At 67.6% G+C, this 23920-nt stretch carries 20 protein-coding genes and 1 tRNA gene; 12 read left to right on the forward strand and 9 right to left on the reverse strand.

Going from position 1 to position 23920, the window contains the following annotated elements; translation table 11 throughout:
- Positions 1 to 14: 14 nt before the first annotated feature.
- Both ASE79_RS08385 and mqo read left to right on the forward strand, forming a co-directional pair.
- Positions 15 to 1652 (forward strand): DUF5597 domain-containing protein, encoded by a 1638-nt coding sequence (locus ASE79_RS08385; protein ID WP_056414619.1) that lies wholly within the window; start codon positions 15 to 17, stop codon positions 1650 to 1652.
- Positions 1653 to 2028: 376 nt separating this feature from the next.
- Positions 2029 to 3756 carry a malate dehydrogenase (quinone) gene (gene mqo, locus ASE79_RS08390; RefSeq protein WP_082445237.1) on the forward strand — a complete coding sequence of 576 codons (1728 nt, stop codon included), beginning with the start codon at positions 2029 to 2031 and terminating at the stop codon, positions 3754 to 3756.
- 138 nt (positions 3757 to 3894) lie between these two features.
- On the opposite strand, the gene ASE79_RS08395 is transcribed toward mqo, so the two are convergent.
- The 6 genes from ASE79_RS08395 to ASE79_RS08415 form a co-directional block, all read right to left on the reverse strand.
- Positions 3895 to 4773: a hypothetical protein gene (locus ASE79_RS08395; RefSeq protein WP_056414621.1), complete on the reverse strand. Its 879-nt coding sequence runs from the start codon at positions 4771 to 4773 to the stop codon at positions 3895 to 3897.
- Between the two features lie 37 nt (positions 4774 to 4810).
- Complete coding sequence (locus ASE79_RS21415; protein WP_056414623.1) at positions 4811 to 5035, reverse strand: hypothetical protein; 225 nt, start codon at positions 5033 to 5035, stop codon at positions 4811 to 4813.
- Positions 5032 to 6504 carry a PAS domain S-box protein gene (locus tag ASE79_RS08405; protein WP_056414628.1) on the reverse strand — a complete coding sequence of 491 codons (1473 nt, stop codon included), beginning with the start codon at positions 6502 to 6504 and terminating at the stop codon, positions 5032 to 5034. Before ASE79_RS08405 ends, ASE79_RS21415 begins: the two co-directional genes overlap by 4 nt.
- A gap of 52 nt (positions 6505 to 6556) precedes the next feature.
- Positions 6557 to 6922 (reverse strand): CsbD family protein, encoded by a 366-nt coding sequence (locus ASE79_RS08410; protein ID WP_056414630.1) that lies wholly within the window; start codon positions 6920 to 6922, stop codon positions 6557 to 6559.
- Positions 6923 to 7086: 164 nt separating this feature from the next.
- A complete protein-coding gene (locus ASE79_RS20920; RefSeq protein ID WP_156359610.1) occupies positions 7087 to 7257 on the reverse strand; it encodes a hypothetical protein in 171 nt (56 codons plus the stop codon).
- 129 nt (positions 7258 to 7386) lie between these two features.
- Positions 7387 to 7463 (reverse strand) — tRNA-Arg (locus ASE79_RS08415).
- A gap of 60 nt (positions 7464 to 7523) precedes the next feature.
- On the opposite strand from ASE79_RS08415, the gene ASE79_RS08420 reads away from it, so the two are divergent.
- The gene (locus ASE79_RS08420; protein WP_082445193.1) at positions 7524 to 8279 is read left to right on the forward strand and encodes a queuosine precursor transporter; all 756 of its coding nucleotides are present in this window, start codon (positions 7524 to 7526) and stop codon (positions 8277 to 8279) included.
- Positions 8280 to 8369: 90 nt separating this feature from the next.
- On the opposite strand, the gene purQ is transcribed toward ASE79_RS08420, so the two are convergent.
- Genes purQ through purC form a run of 3 tightly spaced genes read right to left on the reverse strand, consistent with a single transcriptional unit; the run spans position 8370 to position 10062 of the window.
- Positions 8370 to 9038, reverse strand: a complete 669-nt coding sequence (gene purQ, locus ASE79_RS08425; protein WP_056414633.1) for a phosphoribosylformylglycinamidine synthase subunit PurQ — start codon at positions 9036 to 9038, stop codon at positions 8370 to 8372.
- A 13-nt stretch (positions 9039 to 9051) separates the two neighbouring features.
- Entirely contained in the window at positions 9052 to 9282 is a 231-nt protein-coding gene (gene purS / locus ASE79_RS08430; protein WP_031439802.1) for a phosphoribosylformylglycinamidine synthase subunit PurS, read from the reverse strand.
- Positions 9283 to 10062, reverse strand: a complete 780-nt coding sequence (gene purC / locus ASE79_RS08435; RefSeq protein WP_055876188.1) for a phosphoribosylaminoimidazolesuccinocarboxamide synthase — start codon at positions 10060 to 10062, stop codon at positions 9283 to 9285. It lies immediately after the preceding gene.
- 244 nt (positions 10063 to 10306) lie between these two features.
- On the opposite strand from purC, the gene ASE79_RS08440 reads away from it, so the two are divergent.
- The 9 genes from ASE79_RS08440 to ASE79_RS08480 all read left to right on the forward strand — a co-directional run bounded on the left by ASE79_RS08440 (position 10307) and on the right by ASE79_RS08480 (position 23909).
- Complete coding sequence (locus tag ASE79_RS08440) at positions 10307 to 11713, forward strand: L-serine ammonia-lyase (RefSeq protein ID WP_056414635.1); 1407 nt, start codon at positions 10307 to 10309, stop codon at positions 11711 to 11713.
- An 11-nt stretch (positions 11714 to 11724) separates the two neighbouring features.
- The gene (locus ASE79_RS08445; protein WP_056415763.1) at positions 11725 to 13746 is read left to right on the forward strand and encodes a M3 family metallopeptidase; all 2022 of its coding nucleotides are present in this window, start codon (positions 11725 to 11727) and stop codon (positions 13744 to 13746) included.
- Positions 13746 to 14807 carry a PLP-dependent cysteine synthase family protein gene (locus ASE79_RS08450; RefSeq protein WP_056414638.1) on the forward strand — a complete coding sequence of 354 codons (1062 nt, stop codon included), beginning with the start codon at positions 13746 to 13748 and terminating at the stop codon, positions 14805 to 14807. Before ASE79_RS08445 ends, ASE79_RS08450 begins: the two co-directional genes overlap by 1 nt.
- Positions 14808 to 14814: 7 nt before the next feature.
- On the forward strand, positions 14815 to 18357 hold the full coding sequence (locus ASE79_RS08455) for a hydantoinase B/oxoprolinase family protein (protein WP_056414640.1): 3543 nt from the start codon (positions 14815 to 14817) through the stop codon (positions 18355 to 18357).
- Positions 18354 to 19337 carry a DUF2891 domain-containing protein gene (locus ASE79_RS08460; RefSeq protein WP_056414642.1) on the forward strand — a complete coding sequence of 328 codons (984 nt, stop codon included), beginning with the start codon at positions 18354 to 18356 and terminating at the stop codon, positions 19335 to 19337. The genes ASE79_RS08455 and ASE79_RS08460 overlap by 4 nt, the downstream gene beginning before the upstream one ends.
- A gap of 283 nt (positions 19338 to 19620) precedes the next feature.
- Positions 19621 to 20076, forward strand: coding sequence for a DUF4126 family protein (locus tag ASE79_RS08465; protein ID WP_200910344.1), 456 nt, complete (start codon positions 19621 to 19623; stop codon positions 20074 to 20076).
- Positions 20073 to 21455, forward strand: coding sequence for an FAD-containing oxidoreductase (locus tag ASE79_RS08470; RefSeq protein WP_056414645.1), 1383 nt, complete (start codon positions 20073 to 20075; stop codon positions 21453 to 21455). The genes ASE79_RS08465 and ASE79_RS08470 overlap by 4 nt, the downstream gene beginning before the upstream one ends.
- Positions 21452 to 23110: an FAD-dependent oxidoreductase gene (locus tag ASE79_RS08475; RefSeq protein WP_056414649.1), complete on the forward strand. Its 1659-nt coding sequence runs from the start codon at positions 21452 to 21454 to the stop codon at positions 23108 to 23110. Before ASE79_RS08470 ends, ASE79_RS08475 begins: the two co-directional genes overlap by 4 nt.
- A gap of 148 nt (positions 23111 to 23258) precedes the next feature.
- Positions 23259 to 23909 (forward strand): peptidylprolyl isomerase, encoded by a 651-nt coding sequence (locus tag ASE79_RS08480; RefSeq protein WP_235516864.1) that lies wholly within the window; start codon positions 23259 to 23261, stop codon positions 23907 to 23909.
- The last annotated feature ends 11 nt before the right edge of the window (positions 23910 to 23920 follow it).

Genomic DNA, 23920 nt, shown 5'->3' on the forward strand with positions numbered 1-23920 from the left:
CAGTGATGGTTCGTATGAAGAAAATGGTCGCGGGTCTGGCCCTGTCCGTGTCGCTGATCGCCGGGATTGCATCGGCACAGACGACGACCGAGGTTCCGCGGATCGTCTCCAAGGGCGGCCGGCATGCGCTGATGGTCGATGGTTCGCCGTTTTTGATGCTTGGGGCGCAGGTGAACAACAGCAGCAACTATCCGTCCGCATTGGCGCAGGTTTGGCCGGTGCTGGACCGGATCCATGCGAATACGGTCGAGATTCCGATCGCGTGGCAGCAGGTCGAGCCGGTCGAGGGGCGGTTCGACTTGACGTTCCTCCAGACGCTGCTCGAGCAGGCGCGGGTGCATGACAAGCGGGTCGTGCTGCTGTGGTTCGGGACGTGGAAGAACACCGCGCCGAGCTATACCCCTGACTGGTTCAAGGCCGACAATCGCCGCTTCCCGCGGATGAAGCTGAAGGACGGCACCGACCATTACGTCCATTCGCCGATGTTCCGCGCGACGCTGGAGGCGGACAAGCGCGCGTTCGTCGAGGTCATGAAATACCTCAAGGCGCATGATCCGCAGAACACGGTGATCATGGTGCAGCCCGAGAACGAGGTCGGCAGCTATCGCTCGCCGCGCGACTATGGCGCGCAGGCCGAGGCGGTGTTTGCCAAGCCCGTGCCCGCCGAGCTTGCCCGCGCGCTGAAGAAGCCGGGCGGAAGCTGGACGCAGATGTTCGGGAAGCAGGCCGATCGTGCGTTCAATACGTGGCACACTGCGCGCTTCGTCGACGAGATCGCCGCGGCCGGCAAGGCGATCAAGCCCCTGCCGATGTACGTCAACGCATCGCTCGCGGGGCCGTCGAACGTGCCCGATCCAACCGGGGTCGCAAGCGGCGGGCCGCAGCAGGACGTGCTCGATATCTGGAAGGCGGCCGCGCCCGCGCTCGATTTCCAGGCACCCGACATCTACGACCGCGATGCGGGCCATGTCGCGCTGTACCTGGATGCGTATGCGCGGCCCGACAACGCGCTGATGGTGCCCGAGATCGGCAACGCGAAGGAGTTTGCGCGGTTCTTCTACGCAGCGATCGGGCGCGGCGCGATCGGCTATGCGCCGTTCGGCATGGATGACACGGGATATTTCAACTACCCGCTCGGGGCGAAGGCGCTGGACGACGAGACGCTTGATTCGATCGGGCTGAAATATGCGGCGCTGTCGACGATGGCGCGCGACTGGGCGAAGATCGCGTACGAGCATCCGACCTGGGGCGCGGTCAAGCCGGACGACGTCGCGGGGCAGGGGGCGCCCGCCCAGTCGACCACGATGGGCAACTGGACGATCGCCACGAGCTATGGCGAATGGCAGTTCGGGCAGAAGGACTGGACGTGGATCAAGTCCGAGCCGCCCGTCTGGGCGAAGGAGCCGGTCGGCGGCGTCGCGGTCGCGCATCTATCGCCGAACGAATTCCTGCTGGTCGGCGATCATGTCCGGCTGACCTTCGGGACGGCGAAGGATGGCCCGAAGAACGGCTCGGTCTTCCGCGTCGAGGAGGGGCGGATGGCCGACGGACGCTGGGTGATGAGCCGCGTCTGGAATGGCGACCAGACCGATTACGGGATCACGCTGGTCAAGCCGACCGTCCTGAAGGTGACCATGGGCACGTATAAATAACGGCGTCAAATAGCGGCGCAGCCGGGCGATCGGGGGGCGACCTTTACTCGGGCGGGGCGGTCGCCAACCGCCCCCGGATGACCTGCGACGATCGCCGTCGCGGGGCGCAAACTTGCGCGACGCGGTCAGGGATGCCATATCCGGCACGGATAGTCGCCGCTTATCCAAGACATGGCGACACCCAAAAATCCCGAACGACGGATTAGGCGAGGACTCGGAGCAGCAATCGTGCTCGGCCGACAGCATCCTGGTGTCGGGTCCGTTCGCCTGCGCTCCTGACGATAATCCGGTGATGGATCATCGCCTTTCCGCCGCTCGCCGGCGGACTGTTTGCGAGGCCAGACCGCAACGAGAAGGTAGGACGGTGGCGCGCGACATGAACGACAGTAAGATTGGTGCCGAGACGGGCATGACCTCCACGGCCGCGGCAAAGGCCGGTGGCGTGACCCGGCGGAACCTGCTCGGCTCCGCGATCGGCGCAGGCGTGGTGGGTGGCGCATCGATGCTGCCGATGGCGCAGGCCGATGCCGCGACGACCGAGCGCAACGTCGACGTGCTGCTGGTCGGCGGCGGGATCATGAGCGCGACGCTCGCGGTGCTGCTGCACCAGCTCGAGCCGAGCTGGACGATCGAACTGGTCGAGCGGCTCGACAAGGTCGCCGAGGAAAGCTCGAACGGCTGGAACAACGCCGGCACCGGTCATTCGGCGCTGTGCGAACTCAACTATACGCCGGTGAACAGCGCCGACGGGCTGGTCGAGATCAAGAAGGCGATCGAGATCAACGAGCAGTTCCAGGTCACGCGCCAGTTCCTGAGCCATCAGGTCAAGGCGGGGATGCTCGCCAACCCGCGGTCGTTCATCAATTCGACGCCGCATATGAACCTGGTCTGGGGGGACGAAAACGTCGCGTTCCTGCGCAAGCGTCATGCCGCGTTGCAGGCGAGCCCGTTGTTCTCGGGCATGGAATTCTCGACCGACCCGGCGCAGATCACGCAGTGGGTTCCGCTGATGATGCAGGGCCGCGACCCGAAGATGAAGCTTGCCGCGACGCGCTCGCCGCTGGGCACCGACTGCAACTGGGGTGAAGTCACCCGCCAGTATATCGCGACGATGGCCAAGCAGCCCGGTTTCAAACTGACGACGGGGCACGAGGTGCGGTCGCTGGAGCGGAGCCCCGACAAGCGCTGGCGGGTCACCGCGCGCGACATGAAGAGCGACGAGAAGCAGATCATCAACGCGCGCTTCGTGTTCGCCGGCGCAGGCGGCGGCGCGTTGCCGATCCTGCAGAAGTCGGGGATCCCCGAAGCCGATGATTATGCGGGCTTCCCGGTCGGCGGTTCGTTCCTGGTCACCGACAAGCCCTCGGTCGCCACGGCGCATCTCGCCAAGGTTTACGGCAAGGCGGCGGTCGGATCGCCGCCGATGTCGGTGCCGCATCTCGACACGCGCTATCTGGACGGCAAGCAGGCGCTGCTGTTCGGGCCGTTCGCGACCTTCTCGACCAAGTTCCTGAAGGAAGGCTCGTATTTCGATCTGCCGGCGTCGGTGACGCTCGACAATTTCCGGCCGATGATCGCGGTCGGCTGGGACGATTTCGATCTGGTCGAATATCTGGCCGGGCAGCTGATCATGTCCGACGCGGACCGGATGACGGCGCTGCGCGAGTATTTCCCGGGTGCCAAGGATGGCGACTGGCGGTTGTGGCAGGCTGGCCAGCGCGTGCAGATCATCAAGCGCGATCCGAAGAAGGGTGGCGTGCTGAAGCTGGGGACCGAGATCGTCGCGTCGAAGGACGGCTCGATCGCCGCGCTGCTCGGCGCGTCGCCGGGCGCATCGACCGCGCCGTCGATCATGCTCGACCTGCTGAAGAAGGTGTTCGCCAACCATCTGGCGACGCCGGCGTGGCAGGCGAAGATCCGCGAGATCGTGCCGAGCTATGGCACGTTGCTCAACGACAATCCGGAGGCGATCGCGCAGACCTGGGCATCGACCGCCGAGACGTTGCAACTGACGGTGCCGTCGCCTGCGGTGCAGGTGTCGACGCAGCCGAAGCCGGCGGCGACGCGGGTCAAGGTGGATCGCAGCCCCGACCTGGCGCTGTAGGCCGCGTCGAACTTCCGCCGTGCGGTAACGGTACGGTGCAAGGCCTGGATGTCGACGTAAAAAAGGGCGCTGCCGGTCGAACCGGCAGCGCCCTTTTTCGTGACGGTCGCGGCTGTCGGACAGCCGCGACGCGTTGTCTTAGACGCGGCGGCGCGTTGCTGCGCTTGCGCCGAAGGCTGCGGCGGCGGCGCCGATGATCAGTGCGATCACGAGCGTGAACGACGTACCGGCAGCGGCACCAGCGGCCTTGTCGGTGGCGGTCTTCGCGGTCGCCACGGCGTTGTTCTTCGTCTGGACGAAGCGGGCCTTGGCGCGCGTCACCTGGGCCTGCGCCTCCGGACGGCTGATCTGGCGCTGTGCGGCGACGATGTCGACGATGCGGCTCTCAGCCTGTGCGCCGTCCTGGCCGCCCTTGGCGAGCGCGGGCAGTTCCTGGGCGATTTCCTTCTGCGCCTGCTCGGGCGTCATCTGCGCCGGATTGGACGGTGCGGTCGCCAGATACTGGGCAGCCTCGTCGCGCACGTCCGTCACGTCGACACCAGCGACGTCGGCAACCTTGGGGGCTGCGGCACCGATGCCGGTCCCTGCGGCGGATGCGACCGAACCAACGGTACGGAAGGCGCCGCCGATGATGCCGCCGACCGCCGAGGTCAGAAGATAGAGCGTCAGGATCAGCGTCACGCCCCACACGACGAGCCCGTGGACGAGACCATCGAAGCGGTCATGCACGCCCGCCACGCGGGCAGCGGCATAGCCGCCGGCGCCGAGTGCGATGACCGTGGTGATCAGCCAGTAGATGCCTGCGCCGATACCGAAGCCAGTTGCGCCGGGCGTGGTACCCTCGACCGGGTCGACGAGGCTGAGGCCGATGCCGGTGCCCAGGATGCCGAGCACGAGCTGGACAGCGATCGCGATCACGACGCCGGCAAAGATCGCGCCCCACGAGACGCGAGTGACGGTCTTTGCAAAGCGCGCGTCGTCGGCCGGCACGTAGCCGGGGGTTACGTTGGTGGTCATAGTTCCTCCTGTTGGTACGGTAGGTAGTCGAACGGCGTCAGTCTGCGCCGTCCTTGCGCCCGACATCGTCCGCGGCCGGACCCGGTTCCGGGGCGCGTGCGGGGTCGGAATTCGTGTTGGCGGCGGCGGCGGAGTCGCGCGCGCCGGCCTTGCTCTCGCTTGCGCCACGCTGCTCGACGAGCACGTCGCCGATCAGCTTGCCGATCGCTTCCTGCACGGAGCCCTTCGCTTCGCGAGCGCGGCCGTCGGTCTTGCGGGTCATGCGGCGATCTCCCTGTTCGGCGTGCCGATAACGACCGAGTCGCCATCGAAGCCGCGCGCGCGCGCCCAGGCCGCAGCGGCGTTGCGACGATTGACGCCGATCTTCGAATAGATCCGAGCGACATGGTTGCGCACCGTGTTGGCGGATACGTCGAGCGTCCGCGCGATCGACTTGTCGTCGAGACCACGGCAGATCAGCGCGAGCACCTCGCGTTCGCGTTGGGTGAGTTCGCCGAGTCCGACGCCGGTCGGTTCGGACTGCGGCGTGCGGATCCGCGCGAGCTTTTCCATGATCGACCGGCTGAGCCAGCTCGTGTCCTGCATCACCGCCTCGATCGCGTTGACGAGTTCGCGCTCGGACGTCTTGCGCGTCGTGATGTCGCGCATCGCCCAAAGGACGCAGGCATCGTTGCCGAGAGTGATCGGTTCGGTCGACACGATGCAGTCGAGCACGCCCCCGTCCTTCAGCCTGATCCTGACCTCGCGGTCGCGGATCGGGTGGCCGGCCTCGATCTCGCCCTCGAGATCGTGACGCAGGGCAGCGGTCTCCCACAGGTCGATGTCGCCCAGTGGCCGGTCGGTGATTTCCGCCGCGGCATAGCCGGTGAGATCGGTGAACGCCTCGTTGACGTCGCACAGCCGGTGGCCGTCGAGCGTGCCGATCGCGAGTGCGACGGGCGCCAGCGAGAAGGTGCGCATGAAGCGTTCCTCGCTATGTCGCAGCGCAGTCTCGGCCTTGCGACGCGGTTCGAGGTCGGCAAAGGTGAACAACATGCACGGCTGCTCGCCCATGTCGATCGGCTGGCCAGCAAGGATGACGAGCTTGGTCGTGCCGTCGGGCAGCGCAAGCTCGGCCTCCATTTGCGGGATCGTCTTACCCTCGGCGAGGCGATCCTTGGCGAGCTTGCGCTGTTCCGCGTGGTCGAGCACGTCGATATCGTACAGAGTTCGTGCAAGGACCGCGTCGCGATCGTGGCCGGTCATGTCGACGAAGCCCTGGTTGACCTTCACGAAGCGCAAGTCGCACAGGCGGCAGATGACGGCGGGCGCGGGGTTGGCGTTGAACGACTGTTCAAACCGATCCTCCGCCTCGAACTGCGCGGAGACGTCCTGGATGATCATCACCAGGCATTCGGGCTCGTCCTTGTCGTCGGTGAGGACGAGGCTGCGGACCTGGTGGACCCAGCGCGGCTGGTCCTCGCCCTTGACCGCGACCTCGACGACGACCTCGGAGAAGGCCTCGCCGGTCATGACTCGCTCGATCGGATAATCGGCGGAGTCGAGCCGGTGGTTGTTGCGGTATCGCAACTGGAACCGGTCGCGATACTCGTCGACCGTCTCGCCGAGATCCTCGATCAAATCGACGCCGTGCATCCCCAGGGCGGCCTTGTTCGCCCACAGGATGCTCTGATCGGGGTCGATCAGGATGACGCCTTCATCGAGCCCGGCGATGATCTGACGCAGGTGCATCAGATCAGCCGAGTCCCGTAGCGACTTGAGGGCGGTCCGCGTCGCCAAGGGATTAGTCGCGCGACCCGTGGACGAGCCAGGCCAGGCCGTAGCCGATCGCGGCGGCACCGAGTGCCCAGAGCAGGGGGGCATCCTTGGCGGAGTCCTGCGCGGTCTTCGCGCCGCGGCGTGCCGCATCGGCGGTGCGCTCGGCAACGTCACGTGCGTCCTGGCTGACCTTGTCGGCGAGTTCGGGGGCGCCGTCGACGAGATCCTCGACCGCCGACTTGGCGCGACCATAGAGGTTCTGCGCGCCGCCTGCGACCTGATCGACGACGCCATCGACCTGCCAGTCGCGGCTGCCGACGACATCGCCCGCGCCCTTTTCGATCTTGCCGCCGACGTAGCGTGCGCCGCCCTGGAATTCGTCCTTGTTCATGGTCGTTACCTTCGCTGGAGTTCTCGCATCGGAGAGCGGTTGAGGGTTGGTGGACCCGTCAGAACGCCCGCATGCCTATGTCCGATCTGGACGCATAAACCCCATCAAGGCTGCTAGGTTCCTGGTATTTAAAACGAAATTCCTGAGCGGAATGTACCAGAACGCTACTGTGCGCGCGTATGGTACATTCTGGCGAAGCGCAGATGCAGCGTCCTGGTGCTCGAATCGATGGCCACCTCGGCGCGATCCTCGTGCCAGCGTGCGCGGGTCGCGAAATAGCGCTTGTCCTCGTCCCGCTCGGAAGCCTGTGGCCAGGCCGTTTCTGCGTTCGTCATGCATCGCCCTCTGGTTAATGGCGCTGTGCATAAGACGGACGCGGGGGGCGCGCGTGATCGAGAAAGACCAGCTGGCGCGGTAGAATCTGCAGCGGCGGGGTGGGGCGAGCAGCGGCGGGGTGCGGCGATTGGCGCGCCCGGAGGGGTTCGAACCCCCGACCGAGGAGGTAGAAGCTCCTTGCTCTATCCAGCTGAGCTACGGGCGCGCGCTGCGGCGAGGACTAGCGCGGATTGTGCGGGCTTGGAACCTCGATCATAACGCGCGGATGAAAATCGGAACGGATCAGCGGCAGGGGCTCGAACCGGTCACCGCGAGTGCGGTGCGCGCAGAGCAGTTTCGCTATTTCGACTTCGTGATGGCGGCGTTCGTCACGATCCTGTTGCTGTCGAACGTGATCGGCGCGGGCAAGCGCGCGGTGATCGACCTGCCGTTCATCGGCGTCTGGCCGTTCGGTGCGGGGATCCTGTTCTTTCCGGTCAGCTATGTGATCGGCGACATCCTGACCGAGGTATATGGCTATGCACGCGCGCGGCGCTGCATCTGGGCGGGGTTCGGCGCGATGCTGTTCATGGTGTTCATGTCCGCGGTCGTCGTCGCGTTGCCGCCCGACCAGGGCTGGACGGGGCAGGCGGCATACGAGTCCGTGTTCGGGCAGGTGCCGCGGATCGTGCTCGCGTCGATCTGCGCGTTCTGGGTTGGGGAGTTCGCCAACAGCTTCGTGCTGGCGCGGATGAAGGTCTGGACCAAGGGCCGCATGCTGTGGACGCGAACGATCGGCAGCACGGTGGTGGGGCAGGCGTTCGACAGCCTGATCTTCTATCCGCTCGCCTTTTACGGCGCGCCCGACTGGCCGGTCGAGGCGATGCTGATGGTGATGGTCAGCCAGTTCCTGCTGAAGGTGTCGTGGGAGGTGCTGCTGACGCCGCTGACCTATCTCGTCGTGGGGTGGCTCAAGCGCGCCGAGGGCGTCGACGTGTATGACGAGGGGACGGACTTCTCTCCGTTCCGGACGCGGGTTTGAGCCCCCGTCATCCCAGCGTAGGCTGGGATCCAGAGCCAAAGACGAGCGCGGTCTTGGCTCTGGATCCTGGATCGAGCCCAGGATGACGGTTTAGGCGCTGACGGCTTCCATCAGGCCTTCGAACAGGCGGCGACCATCCGTGCCGCCGTGCGCGGCTTCGATGCGGCGTTCGGGATGCGGCATCATGCCGAGTACGTTGCCCTTGTCGTTGAGCAGGCCGGCGATGTTGCGCGCGGAACCGTTGACGCTCTCGGCATAGCGGAACGCGACGCGGCCTTCGCCTTCGAGGCGGTCGAGCGTCTCGGTGTCGGCGAAGTAATTGCCGTCGTGATGCGCGACCGGGAAGGATACGCGCTCGCCGGCCTTGTAGCCCGAGGTAAAGGTCGAGCTCGACGTCTCGACTGTCAGCGCGACGTCGCGGCAGACGAAGTTGAGACCCTCGTTGCGCATCAGCGCGCCGGGGAGAAGCCCCGCTTCGGTCAGGACCTGGAACCCGTTGCAGATGCCGAGCACGGGCAGGCCCTTGCCCGCCTGCTCGACGACCGCGCGCATGATCGGCGAGCGTGCGGCGATCGCGCCCGAGCGCAGGTAATCGCCATAGGAGAAGCCACCGGGCACCGCGACCAGCCCAACATCCGCGGGCAGATCCGCGTCGCCGTGCCAGACCATGCGCGGCTTGACGCCGGTCACCGCCTCCAGCGCGACGGCGATGTCGCGGTCGCAGTTGGAGCCGGGGAACACGATGACCGCAGTCTTCATGACAATACCACCTTCATGCCTTTTCGACCCGGTAATTCTCGATCACCGTGTTGGCGAGGAGCTTGCGGCACATGCCGTCGATCGTCGCGTCGTCGGTATCGTCGGCGACCTCCAGCTCGATCAGCTTGCCCTGGCGGACGTCCTGCACGCCGTCGAAGCCGAGGCTGCCGAGTGCATGATGGATCGCCCGGCCCTGCGGATCGAGCACGCCGGGCTTGAGTGTCACGAAAACCTTCAGTTTCATTTACTTGCCCCGGTTCTTGCGATGCTTTTCGAGGTCGAGGACCGAATTGTCGCCACCTTCGGGCAGCAGGCCAAGACGGCGTGCAACCTCCTGATAGGCCTCGACTTCGCCGCCGAGATCGCGACGGAAGCGGTCCTTGTCCATCTTCTCGTTGGTTTCCATGTCCCACAGACGGCAGCCATCTGGGCTGATCTCGTCGGCGAGGATGATGCGGCCAAAGTCGTTGTCGAAGATGCGGCCGAATTCGAGCTTGAAGTCGACGAGGCGGATGCCGACGCCGGCGAACAGCCCGCACAGGAAATCGTTCACGCGGATCGCGAGGTCGGCGATGTCGTGCATCTCCTCCTGGCTCGCCCAGCCGAACGCGGCGATGTGTTCGTCGGAGATCATCGGATCGCCGAGCGCATCGTCCTTGTAGTAATATTCGATGATCGTGCGGGGCAGCTTGGTGCCCTCCTCGATCCCGAGGCGCGTCGAGATCGAGCCCGCGGCGACGTTGCGCACGACGACTTCGATCGGGACGATCTCGACCTGGCGGATCAGCTGCTCGCGCATGTTGAGCCGGCGGATGAAGTGCGTCGGCACGCCGATATGATCGAGCAGCGTGAAGATGTGCTCGGAAATCCGGTTGTTGAGCACGCCCTTGCCGTTGATCGTGCCCTTCTTCTGGGCATTGAACGCGGTCGCGTCATCCTTGAAATACTGGATCAGCGTGCCGGGCTCGGGACCCTCGTAGAGGATCTTGGCCTTGCCTTCGTAGATCTGGCGGCGGCGAGCCATGCGCGGTCCCCTGAAAATCAAGCGGTGAAAATCGAGCGGCCCCAGCCTACGCGACATGCGTCGCGAAGCCGAGGCCGGAATAGGCCGCGCCTATAGGCGAAGGGTGCGGGGGGTGCAATCGGATCGGTGCGGTCCGTGAAACGCGCGCGCTACCCCGCGTGGTGCAGCGCCGGACAGGGCCGCACGTCGATGCGGTCGACGTCCGTGCTTTCCACCGTCCGGTCAAGGCGATAGGGGCCGGTGCATGGAGCCACTCATCCGCGATCGCCAAGACGAGCAGACCCGCGCACGCCCGGATTGCCACCAGGCGATCTCGATCCTCGATCTCTTCACGATCGGGATCGGGCCGTCGAGTTCGCATACGGTCGGGCCGATGCGCGCGGCGTGGCTGTTCGCCGACCTGGTCGCGGACGAGAAGCCCGTCGCGGTGCGAGTCGACCTGTATGGGTCGCTGGCGCTGACCGGGCGGGGGCATGCGACCGACAGCGCGGTGATGCTGGGGCTCAGCGGCGCGCAGCCCGAGACGATCGACCCCGACCTGATCCCGGTCCGCCTCGCCGCGATCCGCTCGAGCGGGCGGCTGATGCTCGCCGAGCGGGTCGAGATCGGCTTTGAGGAAAGCCAGCATCTGCTGTTTCACGCGCAGACGTTTCTGCCGGGACATCCCAACGCGGTGACCTTCACCGCGACGTTCGGCGACGGGCGCAGCGTCGAGCGGACCTATTTCTCGATCGGCGGCGGCGCGATCGTCGAGGCGGGGTCGGGGCCGGTCAAGGCTAACATCCTGTTGCCGCGGCCCTTCTCGTCGGGTGCCGAACTGCTCGCGACGGGTGACGCCACGGGGATGACGATCGCCGAGATCGTCCGCGAGAACGAGATCGCGTGGCGGCCGGACAGCGAGACCGATGCGTTCCTCGATGCGGTGCGGAGCGCGATGTTCGCGTCGATCGATCGCGGGTGTCGGCAGGGGGGCATATTGCCCGGCGGCCTCAAGGTGCCGCGCCGCGCGCGCGCGCTGTTCGAGGGGTTGCAGGCGCGCGACACCGCGGCGGATCCGTCCGCGGTGTTCGAATGGGTGAGCCTGTACGCGCTGGCGGTGAACGAGGAGAATGCCGCAGGCGGCCGCGTCGTGACCGCGCCGACCAATGGCGCGGCGGGCGTGCTGCCCGCGGTGCTGCGCTTCTATGAGACGTTCACCAAGGACCCGACGCCTAAGGGCGCGCATGATTTCCTGCTGACTGCCGCGGCGATCGGCTTCCTCTACAAGAAGCGCGCGTCGATCTCGGCGGCCGAGATGGGCTGCCAGGGCGAGGTCGGCGTCGCGTGCTCGATGGCGGCGGGCGCGCTGGTCGCGGCGCTCGGCGGCACCAATGCGCAGATCGAGAACGCCGCCGAGATCGGCATGGAGCATAATCTCGGCCTCACCTGCGATCCGATCGGCGGGCTGGTCCAAATCCCGTGCATCGAGCGCAACACGATGGGGGCTATCAAGGCGATCAACGCGGCGTATCTGGCGCTGCGGGGGGACGGTCGCCATATCGTCAGCCTCGATGCGGTGATCGAGACGATGCGCCAGACCGGTGAGGACATGCGCTCGCAATATAAGGAGACGTCGCTTGGTGGCCTGGCCGTCAACGTCGTCGAATGCTGAAGGAAATTCCGATGAACCCGCTTCTCGATACGCTGTCGCTGCCCCGCTTCGCCGACCTCGCCCCCGACCAGATCGCCCCCGCGCTCGACGAGGCGATCGCGCGGCACGAGGCGATGGTCGAGGCGCTGACGACTGCGCGGCCGACCGATTTCGCGGGCGCGTGGCTGCCTTATGAGCGCGCGAATACCGAGATCGGAGCGATCTGGTCGGCGGTGTCGCATCTGCACGGCGTGGCGGACACGCCCGAACTGCGCGCGGCCTATTCGGAGGGGCAGAAGCGGCTCGTCGAGAACGACATGAAGGTCGGGCAGAACCGTGACCTGTACGAGGTGTTCGTCGCGCTCAGCGTCTCGCCCGCGTTCGCGGACTTGCCCGATGCCGACCGGGTCGCGGTCGAGCATGCGATCCGCGATTTCACGCTGTCGGGCGTCGCGCTCGAGCCCGAGGCGCGTGACCGGTTCAGCGCGATTTCGGTCGAGCTGTCGGGCCTGTCGAACGAGTTCGGCAGCGCGGTGCTCGACGCGACCGACGCCTGGTCCGAACTGGTGACCGACGAGGCGGATCTTGCCGGGATCTCGGGCGCGGACAAGGCGATGTTCGCGGATGCCGCCAAGGCGAAGGGGCAGGCGGGCTGGCTCGTCACGCTGCAACAGCCGAGCGTCAACGCGGTACTCACCTTCGCCGAGGATCGCGAGCTGCGCGCGCGGATGTACCGTGCGTTCGCGACGCGTGCGTCGGACCAGGGGCCGAACGCGGGCGAATTCGATAACAGCGCCCGGATCGCGCGCATCCTCGAACTGCGGCATGAGGGTGCCAAGCTGCTCGGGTTCGCGGACCCGGTCGCGTGGTCGCTCGAAACAAAGATGGCCCCCAACGGCGCCGAGGTGATCGCGTTCCTGCGTGATCTCGCGCGGCGCGCGAAGCCCGCGGCGGAGCGCGATCTTGCCGAACTCAAGATGTTCGCTGCCGAGCAGCTCGGCATCGCCGATTTCGAGCCTTGGGATGCGGGGTTCGTGTCGAACCGGCTGCGGCAGGATCGCTATGCGGTTGATGCGCAGGTGGTGAAGGCGTATTTCCCCGTCGAACGCGTGATGGAGGGCTGGCAGACGCTGATGGAGCGGCTGTTCGGGATCAAGTTGGTCGAGCGCGACGACGTGTCGCTGTACCATGACGATGCGCGGTTCTTCGACGTGGTGGACGAGAGCGGGGCGGTGTTCGCCGGGCTGTATCTCGATCTCCACGCGCGGACCGGCAAGCGTGGTGGCGCGTGGATGGCGCAGGCGCGGCCGCGGTTGCAGGACGGCAACACGATCGCGGTGCCGGTCGCGTATCTCGTCTGCAACTTCGCGCCGGATGGTGGCGAGACGCCGTCTTTGCTGAGCCATAACGACGTCACGACGCTGCTCCACGAGACCGGCCACTGCATCCATTTGCTCTTCACCAAGGTGAACCGGCCGAGCATCGCGGGCACCAACGGCTTCGAATGGGATGCGATCGAGCTGCCGAGCCAGCTGATGGAGGATTTCGCCTGGGACAAGGATGTGCTGACCGGCATGTCGGGGCATTACAAGACGGGCGAGACGCTCCCCGCCGACCTGTTCGAGCGGATGGTGAAGGCGCGGCATTTCCAGGCGGGGATGTTCATCCTGCGCCAGGTCGAATTCGCGCTGTTCGACCTGTTGCTGCATCTGGGCACGATGGGCAGCGATCCGATCGAGGTGATCGAGGCGGTGCGCGACGAGGTCGCGGTGATCCGCCCGCCCGCCTGGCACCGCTTCCCGCATGCGTTCAGCCATATCTTCGCCGGCGGCTACGCCTCGGGCTATTACAGCTATCTCTATGCGGAATTGCTGGCGGCCGATGGCTTCGAGGCGTTCGCGGAAGCCGGACTCGTCGATCGCAAGACCGGAGACCGGTTCCGCGAGGAGGTGCTCGCGCGCGGCGCGACGCGGCCCGCGGCGGACAGCTTCCGCGCGTTCCGCGGGCGCGACCCCGAGCCGACCGCGATGCTGATCCGCCACGGGCTCCAGTAATGCCCAAGCGCGTCGACCGACGCTGGTTGTCGGACGCGGTGCGGCGGATCGAGGCGGACTATAACCGGTCCGCCGACACGCATCTGATCCGCGTCGACCTGCCGCGCTATCCCGGCATCGTGCTGTATCTGAAGGACGAGAGTTCGCACCCGACCGGCAGCCTCAAGCACCGGCTCGCGCGGTCGCTGTTCCTGTACGCGCTGTGCAACGAATGGATCGGTCCCGAGACGACGGTGATCGAATCGTCCTCGGGGTCGACCGCGGTGTCGGAGGCGTATTTCGCCAGGATGCTGGGGCTGCGCTTCATTGCTGTCGTGCCCGCGACGACCGCGGCGCCGAAGCTCGACGCGATCCGCTTCCACGGCGGCGAGATCCACATGGTCGACGATCCGCGCACCGTCTACGCGGTCTCGCACCGCCTCGCCGGGGAGACCGGCGGGCATTATCTCGACCAGTTCACCTATGCCGAGCGCGCGACCGACTGGCGCGGCAACAACAACATCGCCGAGAGCATCTTCGCGCAGATGGGCGAGGAGGAGCATCCGTGCCCGTCCTGGATCGTGTGCGGCGCCGGCACCGGGGGCACGTCGGCGACGATCGGGCGCTTCATCCGCTATTGCCGGCACGACACGAAATTGTGCGTCGCCGACCCGGTGCATTCGGTGTTCCACAAGCATTTCGCAGATCGCTCGGTCACCGCGCTGCCCGAAGGGTGCGCGTCGCGGATCGAGGGGATCGGCCGGCCGCGCGTCGAGCCGAGCTTCGTACCGTCGGTGATCGACCGGATGATCGCGGTCGAGGATGCCGACAGCATCGGCGCGATGCGCGCGCTGTCGGACCGGCTCGGGCGGCGGGTCGGTGGTTCGACCGGCACCAACCTGTGGGCCTGTGCGCAGCTGATCGCGGAAATGGCCGCGGCGGGCGAGACGGGGAGCATCGTCACGTTGCTGTGCGACGGCGGCGACCGTTATGGCTGCACCTATTACGACGATGCGTGGCTCGACGACCGCCAGGTGGCGTGGACCGATGCCGCCGCACGGATGACCGCTTTTCTGGGCTGATTGACCGATGACCGCATGGCAGTTCTGGATCGATCGCGGCGGCACGTTCACCGACGTCGTCGCGCGGCAACCCGATGGGCGGATTGTCACCGCCAAGCTGTTGTCGGAGGATCCCGAACGCTACGCCGACGCAGCGGTGGAGGCGATCCGGCGGCTGACGGACGGGGCGGACGTGCCCCTCGAACTGCGGATCGGGACGACCGTCGCGACCAACGCGCTGCTCGAGCGCAAGGGCGAGCCGACCGCCCTCGCGATCACGCGCGGCTTCGGCGACGCGCTGGTGATCGGGCACCAGGAACGGTCCGATATCTTCGCGCGCGACGTGAACCGCCCGCCGCCGCTGTTCGCGCACGTCGTCGAGATCGAAGAGCGGGTCGGCGCGGAGGGGGATTTGCTCCGTCCGCTCGACGTCGATGCGGCCCGGGCAGGGTTGCAGGCGGCATTCGATAGCGGGCTTCGTGCCGTCGCAATTGTTCTTGTGCACGGCTATCGCTTCACCGCGCACGAGGAGGCGCTGGCGGACACCGCCGCCGAGATCGGCTTCACGCAAATTTCGGTCAGCCACCGGGTCGCGCCTTTGATCAAGCTGATCGGGCGCGGCGATACGACCGTCGTCGACGCGTATCTGTCGCCGGTCGTCGATCGCTATGTCGCGGGGTTGAGCGCGGCGCTGGGGCAGGGCGCGCTGTTCATGCAGTCGTCGGGCGGGTTGGTCGATGGCGCGGGCTTTCGCGGGAAGGACGCGATCCTGTCGGGGCCCGCGGGCGGCATCGTCGGCATGGCCGCGACCGCGCGCGAGGCCGGGTTCGAACACGTCATCGGCTTCGACATGGGCGGCACCTCGACCGACGTGTCGCACTATGCCGGCACCTATGAGCGCGATACCGAGACGCTGATCGCCGGCGCCCGCATCCGCGCGCCGATGCTGCGGATCCACACGGTGGCGGCAGGCGGCGGATCGATCTGCCGGTTCGACGGGGAACGGCTGATCGTCGGCCCGGAGAGCGCGGGCGCGGTGCCGGGGCCTGCCTGCTACCGCCGCGGCGGGCCGCTGACCGTCACCGACTGCAACGTGATGCTCGGCAAAGTGCGCCCCGAATTCTTCCCCGCGCTGTTCGGACCGACTGGCGATGCGCCGCTCGATGCCGAGGCGGTCGCCGCGCGGTTTGCGGAATTGCCGCTTGATCCGCAGGCGGCGGCGGAAGGGTTCGTCGCGGTCGCGGTCGCCAACATGGCGAATGCGATCCGGACGATCTCGGTCGCGCGTGGGCATGACGTGACGCGCTACACGCTGGCCTGCTTCGGCGGGGCCGGGGGGCAGCATGCCTGCCTGGTCGCCGATGCGCTGGCGATGGACCGGGTGATGATCCACCCGCTGGCCGGCGTGCTGTCGGCGTATGGCATGGGGCTCGCCGATCGCCGTGTGCTCCGCGAGGCGACGTCGGGCGCGGCGTTTGCGGACTATGCCGCGATCACGCAGGCGTTGGACGTGTTGGCGGAGGCTGCCCGCGACGCGCTCGTGGCGCAGGGCGTTGCGGCGGACACCGTGCGGATCGAACGACGCGTCCATCTGCGCCGAGGCCAGACCGATCACACGATCGAGCTTGATCTCGACCAATCGGTAGCGATGATCGCCGCGTTCGATGCCGCGCACATCGCGCAGTTCGGGTTCGCGAGCGACGCGCCGCTGATCGCCGACCGGATCGTCGCCGAAGCGATCGCCGAGAGCCCACCGATCGACGCCGCGCTGGTCACATTCCCGGACGCACCCGCGGCCCCCCTCGCGACCCCGCCCGTCTACATGGCAGGCGCGTGGCACGACACGCCGGTCTTGGCGCGCGAAGGCCTCCCCGTCGGGCACGGCGTCGACGGCCCCGCGCTGATCCTCGACAGCGTCTCGACCACGATCGTGGAGCCCGGCTGGCGCGCGCGCGTCGACACGGTTGGCAACCTGATCCTCGACCGGATCGCACCGCGCGTCGGCGCGAGCATCGGCACCGAGTCCGATCCGGTGCGGCTGGCGATCTTCGCGGGGTTGTTCATGAGCATCGCCGAGGAGATGGGCGCAGCGCTCCAGCGCTCCGCGGCCTCGGTCAACATCCGCGAGCGGCTCGACTTCAGCTGCGCGCTGTTCGACGCGCAGGGCAACCTCGTCGCCAACGCGCCGCACATCCCGGTCCATCTGGGCTCGATGGGCGAGAGCATCCGCACGATCATCGACGCGCGCGGCGGCGGCGCAGACGGTCGCGGCATCCGTCGCGGTGACGCCTATGCGCTCAACGCGCCGTATCGCGGTGGCACGCACCTTCCCGACATTACCGTCATCATGCCGGTGTTCGCGGACGACGGCGACGCGCCCGCGTTCTTCGTGGCGGCGCGCGGCCATCACGCAGACGTCGGCGGCATAACCCCCGGATCGATGCCGCCCGAAAGCCGCTCGGTCGAGGAGGAGGGCGTGCTGCTCGACGACGTGCTGGTGGTCGACGAAGGGCGCTTCCTCGAAAGCGAACTGCGCGCCGTGTTCGCGTCCGGCGCGTATCCGGCCCGTAACATCGACCAGAACATCGCCGACCTGTCCGCGCAGCTCGCCGCCTGCACCCGCGGCGCGACGGGGCTGACTCGGCTTGCCGACGAATACGGCACCGACGTCGTTGCGGCGTATATGGAGCACGTCCAGGCCAATGCCGACGCCGCCGTTCGCCGCCTGATCGCGACGCTCGACGATGGCGCTTTCGCCTATGAAATGGATGACGGCGCGGTCGTTCGTGTGGCTGTCCGTATCGATCGCGCGGCCGCGACGCTGGAGGTCGACTTCGCCGGCACCAGCGAGCAGCGCCCGACCAATTTCAACGCGCCCGTCTCGATCGTCCGCGCGGCGGTGCTCTACGTCGTGCGTGCACTGATCGACGAGGCCGTGCCGCTTAACGACGGCTGCCTGCGCGGGGTTACGATCCGCGTCCCCGAGGGCTCGATGCTCAACCCGCGCTATCCGGCCGCGGTCGTCGCCGGGAATGTCGAGACGAGCCAGGTCGTCACCGACGCGCTCTTTGGCGCACTCGGCGCGATGGCGGCGAGCCAGGGGACGATGAACAACTTCACCTTCGGCAACGACACGCACCAATATTACGAGACGATCGCCGGCGGTGCGGGCGCGGGCCCCGGCTTCGAGGGCGCGGCGGTGATCCAGACGCACATGACCAACAGCCGGCTGACCGATCCCGAGATTTTCGAGACGCGGTTTCCCGTGCTGCTCGAGGAATTCTCGATCCGGCGGGGTTCGGGCGGGGCGGGCGCGCATCGTGGCGGCGACGGCGGCACGCGCCGCGTGCGGTTTCTCGGAGACATGACCGCGTGCATCCTCGCCAACCGCCGCCGCGTGGCCCCGTTCGGGATGGCGGGCGGCGACAGCGGCGGGCTGGGCTCGGCGAGCGTCGAGCGGGCGGATGGCAGCGTGGAGCCGCTCGGCTCGACCGCGCGCGTCGACATGCACGTGGGCGACGTGTTCGTGATCGAGACGCCCGGCGGCGGTGGGTTTGGGAGAGTCGAATGACGCACGCACTGGACCAGGCGACCGCTGGGCGGTTCGCCGCGCTGACGTTGGGGCATCTGACGCGCGAGTGGCCGTACAAGCTCGACCAGACGCTGGGCGGGCCGGGTGATCTTGCGCTGCCCAAGACGCTGCATCCGATCTTTCACGGCAGCTATGACTGGCATAGCTGCGTGCATGGCTGGTGGCAGGTGATGCGGCTGGCCCGGCTGTTTCCCGCGATGCCCGAGGCGGCTGCGGTCGAGGCGTTGGCGGACCGGATGCTGGTGGCGGAGCGCGCGGCGGGCGAACTCGCCTATCTGGCGCGGCCGACGACGGGGAGCTTCGAGCGGCCTTATGGGTGGGGCTGGCTGCTGGCGCTGCATGACGAACTGGCGTTGCGGCCCGATCGCGGCTGGGCGGCGGCGATCGAGCCGCTCGCGCGCGCATTCGCGGCGCGGTTCGCGGACTATCTGCCCAAGCTCGTCTATCCGGTCCGGAGCGGCAAGCATGACTGTACCGCGTTCGCGCTGGTCCATGCGTTGCGCTGGGCGCGGACGCACGACACCGCGCTGGCGACGCTGATCGAGGCGCGCGCGCGCGACTGGTTTGGGACCGATCGCGATTGCCGGCCATGGGAGCCGAGCGGCGAGGATTTCCTGTCGGCGACCTTGTGCGAGGCGGTGCTGATGCGCGTCGTGCTGGGGGCATCGTTCGAGGGGTGGCTGGGCGACTTCCTGCCGGACCCGTTCGGGGCGGCGACGACGTGCCTGCAAGCGCCCGCGCTCGTCAGCGATCGGTCGGACGGCCGGCTTGCGCATCTCGACGGGGTGAACCTGTCGCGCGCCTGGGGGTGGCGATCGATTGCCGAGGCTTTGCCCGACCCGACGCGGGCGCGCGGCATCGCCGACGCGCACCTCGCCGAGGCGCTGCCGCATCTTGCCGATGATTATATGGGCGAACACTGGCTGGCGACGTTCGCCCTCCTCGCGTTGGACGCCTGACATCGTCGTGATCGGCGGTACGTGATTCGGTCAGCGTCGCGATAAGTCATTACGTGCCCGAAATGGATCGATCATCTGTGCGGACGTTGCCGGCTGTTCCGCGGTAGTGGCTACCGGGCTGAAAATCAGGTTTGTCCTGCCGTCGCAACCACTTCGGTAAGCGGGTCTCCTGCCTCTCCCTTCGGCACGGTCGGGGACGACGCTGATGCTGGACCGGATCGCCGATTGACCGGCTGGAGCGGGCGTGAAAGCGTCCGTTGGTGCGAAATTGCAGGAGACGCCCGTGCTGGTTCTCGCTCTGATCATCGGCTTCGTCGCCGGATTGCGGGCGATGATGGCCCCGGCGGCGATCGCCTGGGCCGCATCGACCGGCCTGCTACAGTTGCAGGGGTCGGGGCTGGCCGTTCTCGGGGCGCGCTTCACGCCTTGGGTGTTCACGATCCTGGCGGCCGGCGAACTCGTCGGCGACCAGCTGCCCTCGACGCCGAGCCGTATGACCCCCGCACCGTTCATCGCGCGGATCGTCACGGGTGGCGTGTCGGGCGCGGCGATCGGCTATGCGACGGGCGCGCCGATCCTCGGGCTGGTGCTGGGTGTGATCGGTGCGGTCCTCGGGACGGTGGGCGGTGCGCGACTGAGAGCCTTGCTCACGGCGACGTTCGGCCGCGATCGGCCTGCCGCGCTGGTCGAGGATGCGCTGGCGATCGGGCTCAGCGTGATCGTGGTCGCATCGCTATGACACGGCGGTTCGATGCGATCATCGTCGGCGCCGGGCAGGCGGGGCCACCGCTCGCCGGGCGCCTGACCGCGGCGGGGATGACGGTCGCGCTGATCGAGCGCAAGTTGGTCGGCGGGACCTGCGTCAATACGGGGTGCATGCCGACCAAGACGCTCGTCGCCAGCGCCTATGCCGCGCACCTCGCCCGGCGCGCGGCGGAGTTCGGCGTGCGGACCGGGGATGTCGGGATCGACATGCCGGCGGTGGCGGCACGCGCGCGCAAGGTCGTGACCGACGCGCGTGAGGGAAACGAGGCATGGCTGGCAGGCATGGCCGGGCTGACGATGCTGCGCGGCCATGCGCGCTTCACGGGGCCGACGACGATCGCGGTCGATAACGAGATCCTGACCGCGCCGCGCATCTTCCTCAACGTCGGCGGGCGCGCGAGCGTGCCCGACATGCCGGGCGTCGGCGACGTGCCGCATCTCGACAATACCGACATGGTGGCGCTCGAGGCGGTGCCCGCGCATCTCGTCGTGGTCGGCGGAAGCTATGTGGGGCTCGAGTTCGCGCAGATGTATCGCCGGTTCGGCGCGGCGGTGACGGTCGTCGAACGCGGCGAACGGCTGATCGCGCACGAGGACGCGGACGTGTCGGACGCGGTGCGCGACATCCTTGAAGACGAGGGCATCGCGATACGGACGGGGGCGAACTGCATCGCCTTCGCGCGGCACGAGGACGGCGTCGCGGTGTCGGTCGATTGCGATGCGGGCGAGCCGGTGGTGGTCGGCAGCCATGTGCTGCTCGCGGTCGGTCGGCGGCCGAATACGGACGATCTCGGACTGGAACATGCGGGGATCGCGACCGATGCGAAGGGCTATGTGATCGTCGACGATCTGTTGCAGACCAACGTCCCGGGGATCTGGGCGCTTGGCGATTGCAACGGGCGCGGCGCGTTCACGCATACCGCGTATAACGACTTTGAGATCGTCGCGGCGAACCTGCTCGATGGCGACGACCGGACGCTGAGCCAGCGGCTGGTCGGCTATGCGCTGTATACCGATCCACCGCTGGGCCGGATCGGGATGACGCAGACGCAGGCCGAGGCGTCCGGGCGACCGATCCTGGTCTCGTCGAGGCCGATGACGCGGGTCGGTCGGGCGGTGGAAAAGGGCGAGACCAAGGGGTTAATCAAGATCGTCGCGGATGCCGAGACGCAGCGGATCCTGGGTGCGGCGATCCTCGGCGTGGGGGGCGACGAGGCGATCCACGGGATCCTCGACATGATGAACGCCGACCAGAGCGTGGCGGCGCTGCGCTGGGCGGTGCCGATCCACCCGACGGTTTCCGAACTGATCCCGACCGTCTTGCTCGGGCTCGAGCCGGTGGTGCGGACATGAGCCCCGCCGGATCGCGCGACCACCAGATGTTCCCGGTCCTCGACCCCGATCAGCGCGAGACCGCAAAACGGTTCGCGAGCGGCCCGGCACGGACGTTTGCGCCTGGCGAGCCGGTCTATGCGATCGGCGAGCAGGGCGCGCCCGCGTGGCTGGTGCTGGCGGGGTCGATCAAGGTCAGACGCCGCGATGGCCTGAACCATGACGCGCCGATCACCGCGCACGGGGTCGGCCAGTTCACCGGGGAGGTGAACCAGCTCGCGGGTCGGCCATCGATCGCGGCGGGCAGGGCGGGGCCCGACGGGTGCACCGCGTTGCCGTTCGACCCTGCGCATCTGCGGGCGCTGATGGTGGGATCGGCCGATGTCGGCGAAATCGTCATGCGCGCGCTGATCCTGCGCCGCGTGGGGCTGATCGAGGATGGCGGCGCCGGGACGGTGATCGTCGGCGTGCCGGGCAGCCCCGATATCGTCCGGTTGCAGGGGTTCCTGACCCGGTCGGGCTATCCCAATATCGTTCTCGACGGCGCGTCGGACGACGAGGGTCGGGCGCTGATCGAGCGGATCGGTGTGCTGCGCAGCGACCTGCCGGTCGTGGTCTGTCCGAATGGGACGATCCTGAAACGGCCCTCCGATGTCGAGGTCGCGGCCTGTCTCGGCATCACGCCCGACCTTGATCCGGCGGTGGTGTACGACGTCGCGATCGTGGGTGCGGGGCCGGCGGGACTGGCGGCGGCGGTGTATGCGGCATCGGAAGGGCTGTCGGCGATCGTGCTCGACGAACGCGCGATCGGCGGCCAGGCGGGCGCATCGGCGCGGATCGAGAATTACCTGGGCTTCCCGACCGGGATATCGGGGCAGGCGCTGGCGGGGCGCGCGTTCAACCAGGCGCTGAAGTTCGGGGCGGAGATCGCGGTGCCGCTGGAAGTGGCGCGGTTGGTCTGCGACGAAGAGGTCGTCGACGACGAGCCGCTCGTGCTTGCGCTGCCGGGGGATCGACAGGTGCGATCGCGGACCGTGATCGTCGCCTCGGGCGCGCGCTATCGTCGGCCCGATATTCCCGATCTCGAGCGGTTCGAAGGGGCGGGCGTTTCCTATTGGGCATCGCCGATCGAAGCGCGGCTGTGCGAGGGCGAGGAGGTCGCGCTGGTCGGCGGCGGCAATTCGGCGGGACAGGCGGTGGCGTTCCTGGCGCCGCGCGTGAGGCATCTGCACCTCGTCGTCCGGCGCGACCTTGCCGCGACGATGTCCAGATACCTGATCGACCGGATTGCCGCGCTGCCCAACGTGACGCTGCATGTCGGGGTTGAAATCGTCGGGCTGGAAGGTGACCGCGCGACCGGACTGACCGCGGCGATATTCCGCAACCACCGCGACGGGGGCACGCTGCGCCGCGCGATCCGGCACCTGTTCCTGTTCATCGGCGCCGATCCCAATGCGGGCTGGCTGCACGGCTGTGTCGAGACCGACGAGAAGGGGTTCATCGTCACCGGCAAGGCGGCGCTGACGCTGCAAACGAGCCGCGCGCGCGTCTTCGCGATCGGCGATGTGCGGGCGGGCTCGACCAAGCGCGTCGCCGCGGCGGTGGGCGAGGGTGCCGCGGTGGTCGCGCAAATCCATGTCGCGCTCGCCGACGCGGCCGAACGCTCGGCGTCCTGAATAGGATAGCGGGAAGCAGCGTTCGGGCGACCCAAACTCGCGCATACCGACCGCCTGCGCGATCACGCTCGCTTGCGTCGCCGTACCCCGACCGCTAGCCGAGCCCGATCGGTAAAAGCGTGAGTATTCGACGATGCGGCATGTGATGATGGGGCTGTTGGCCGTTACGATGCTCGCCACGGCGGGGTCGGCGCAGCGGGCCAACCGCGCAGGGCCGGGCCTGGTTCGAGTCCGCTTCGTCACGTCGGAGGGCCCGATCGTGCTGGCGCTCGATGCACGCCGCGCGCCCAAGACGACCGAGAACTTCCTCGAATATGTCGATGACGGACGGTTCGACGGGACCGACTTCTATCGTGCGAGCCGGCAGAAATCGGCGCCGAAGCTCGGGTTCGTCCAGGGCGGCATTCGCACCGACGCGCGGCGGATCCTGCCGCCGTTTCCGCTTGAGACGACTGCGAAGACCGGGATCAAGCATCTCGACGGGACGATATCGATGGCGCGCGGCATGACGCCGGCGTCGGCGGGCGGTAATTTCTTCATTACCGTGGGCCCCGCGCCGGCGATGGACGCGCGGCCGGGCTATCCCGGCTATGCGGCCTTCGGGCACGTCGTGGCGGGTATGGACGTGATCAAGCGTATCCTCGCCAAGCCGACCGGTGGCGGGATGGATGCGTTCAAGGATCAGATGATCCTCAAGCGCGTGGCGCTGGTCAGCGCGCGGCGGCTCGACGGCGTGGCCAAGCCGACCGGACTGCCGCGCGCCTGGCTGATCAAGACGGGTCCCGATCGGAGGAAGTGAAGTCCGAGGGC

The organism is Sphingomonas sp. Leaf28 (assembly GCF_001421685.1).
Taxonomy (GTDB): domain Bacteria; phylum Pseudomonadota; class Alphaproteobacteria; order Sphingomonadales; family Sphingomonadaceae; genus Sphingomonas; species Sphingomonas aurantiaca.

Bases quoted from the DNA above. Each gene is read 5' to 3' on its own strand.
- ASE79_RS08385 (WP_056414619.1), top strand. From the start codon at position 15: ATGAAGAAAATGGTCGCGGGTCTGGCCCTGTCCGTGTCGCTGATCGCC.
- mqo (WP_082445237.1), top strand. From the start codon at position 2,029: ATGAACGACAGTAAGATTGGTGCCGAGACGGGCATGACCTCCACGGCC.
- ASE79_RS08395 (WP_056414621.1), bottom strand. From the start codon at position 4,773: ATGACCACCAACGTAACCCCCGGCTACGTGCCGGCCGACGACGCGCGC.
- ASE79_RS21415 (WP_056414623.1), bottom strand. From the start codon at position 5,035: ATGACCCGCAAGACCGACGGCCGCGCTCGCGAAGCGAAGGGCTCCGTG.
- ASE79_RS08405 (WP_056414628.1), bottom strand. From the start codon at position 6,504: ATGCACCTGCGTCAGATCATCGCCGGGCTCGATGAAGGCGTCATCCTG.
- ASE79_RS08410 (WP_056414630.1), bottom strand. From the start codon at position 6,922: ATGAACAAGGACGAATTCCAGGGCGGCGCACGCTACGTCGGCGGCAAG.
- ASE79_RS20920 (WP_156359610.1), bottom strand. From the start codon at position 7,257: ATGACGAACGCAGAAACGGCCTGGCCACAGGCTTCCGAGCGGGACGAG.
- ASE79_RS08420 (WP_082445193.1), top strand. From the start codon at position 7,524: ATGAAAATCGGAACGGATCAGCGGCAGGGGCTCGAACCGGTCACCGCG.
- purQ (WP_056414633.1), bottom strand. From the start codon at position 9,038: ATGAAGACTGCGGTCATCGTGTTCCCCGGCTCCAACTGCGACCGCGAC.
- purS (WP_031439802.1), bottom strand. From the start codon at position 9,282: ATGAAACTGAAGGTTTTCGTGACACTCAAGCCCGGCGTGCTCGATCCG.
- purC (WP_055876188.1), bottom strand. From the start codon at position 10,062: ATGGCTCGCCGCCGCCAGATCTACGAAGGCAAGGCCAAGATCCTCTAC.
- ASE79_RS08440 (WP_056414635.1), top strand. From the start codon at position 10,307: ATGGAGCCACTCATCCGCGATCGCCAAGACGAGCAGACCCGCGCACGC.
- ASE79_RS08445 (WP_056415763.1), top strand. From the start codon at position 11,725: ATGAACCCGCTTCTCGATACGCTGTCGCTGCCCCGCTTCGCCGACCTC.
- ASE79_RS08450 (WP_056414638.1), top strand. From the start codon at position 13,746: ATGCCCAAGCGCGTCGACCGACGCTGGTTGTCGGACGCGGTGCGGCGG.
- ASE79_RS08455 (WP_056414640.1), top strand. From the start codon at position 14,815: ATGACCGCATGGCAGTTCTGGATCGATCGCGGCGGCACGTTCACCGAC.
- ASE79_RS08460 (WP_056414642.1), top strand. From the start codon at position 18,354: ATGACGCACGCACTGGACCAGGCGACCGCTGGGCGGTTCGCCGCGCTG.
- ASE79_RS08470 (WP_056414645.1), top strand. From the start codon at position 20,073: ATGACACGGCGGTTCGATGCGATCATCGTCGGCGCCGGGCAGGCGGGG.
- ASE79_RS08475 (WP_056414649.1), top strand. From the start codon at position 21,452: ATGAGCCCCGCCGGATCGCGCGACCACCAGATGTTCCCGGTCCTCGAC.
- ASE79_RS08480 (WP_235516864.1), top strand. From the start codon at position 23,259: ATGGGGCTGTTGGCCGTTACGATGCTCGCCACGGCGGGGTCGGCGCAG.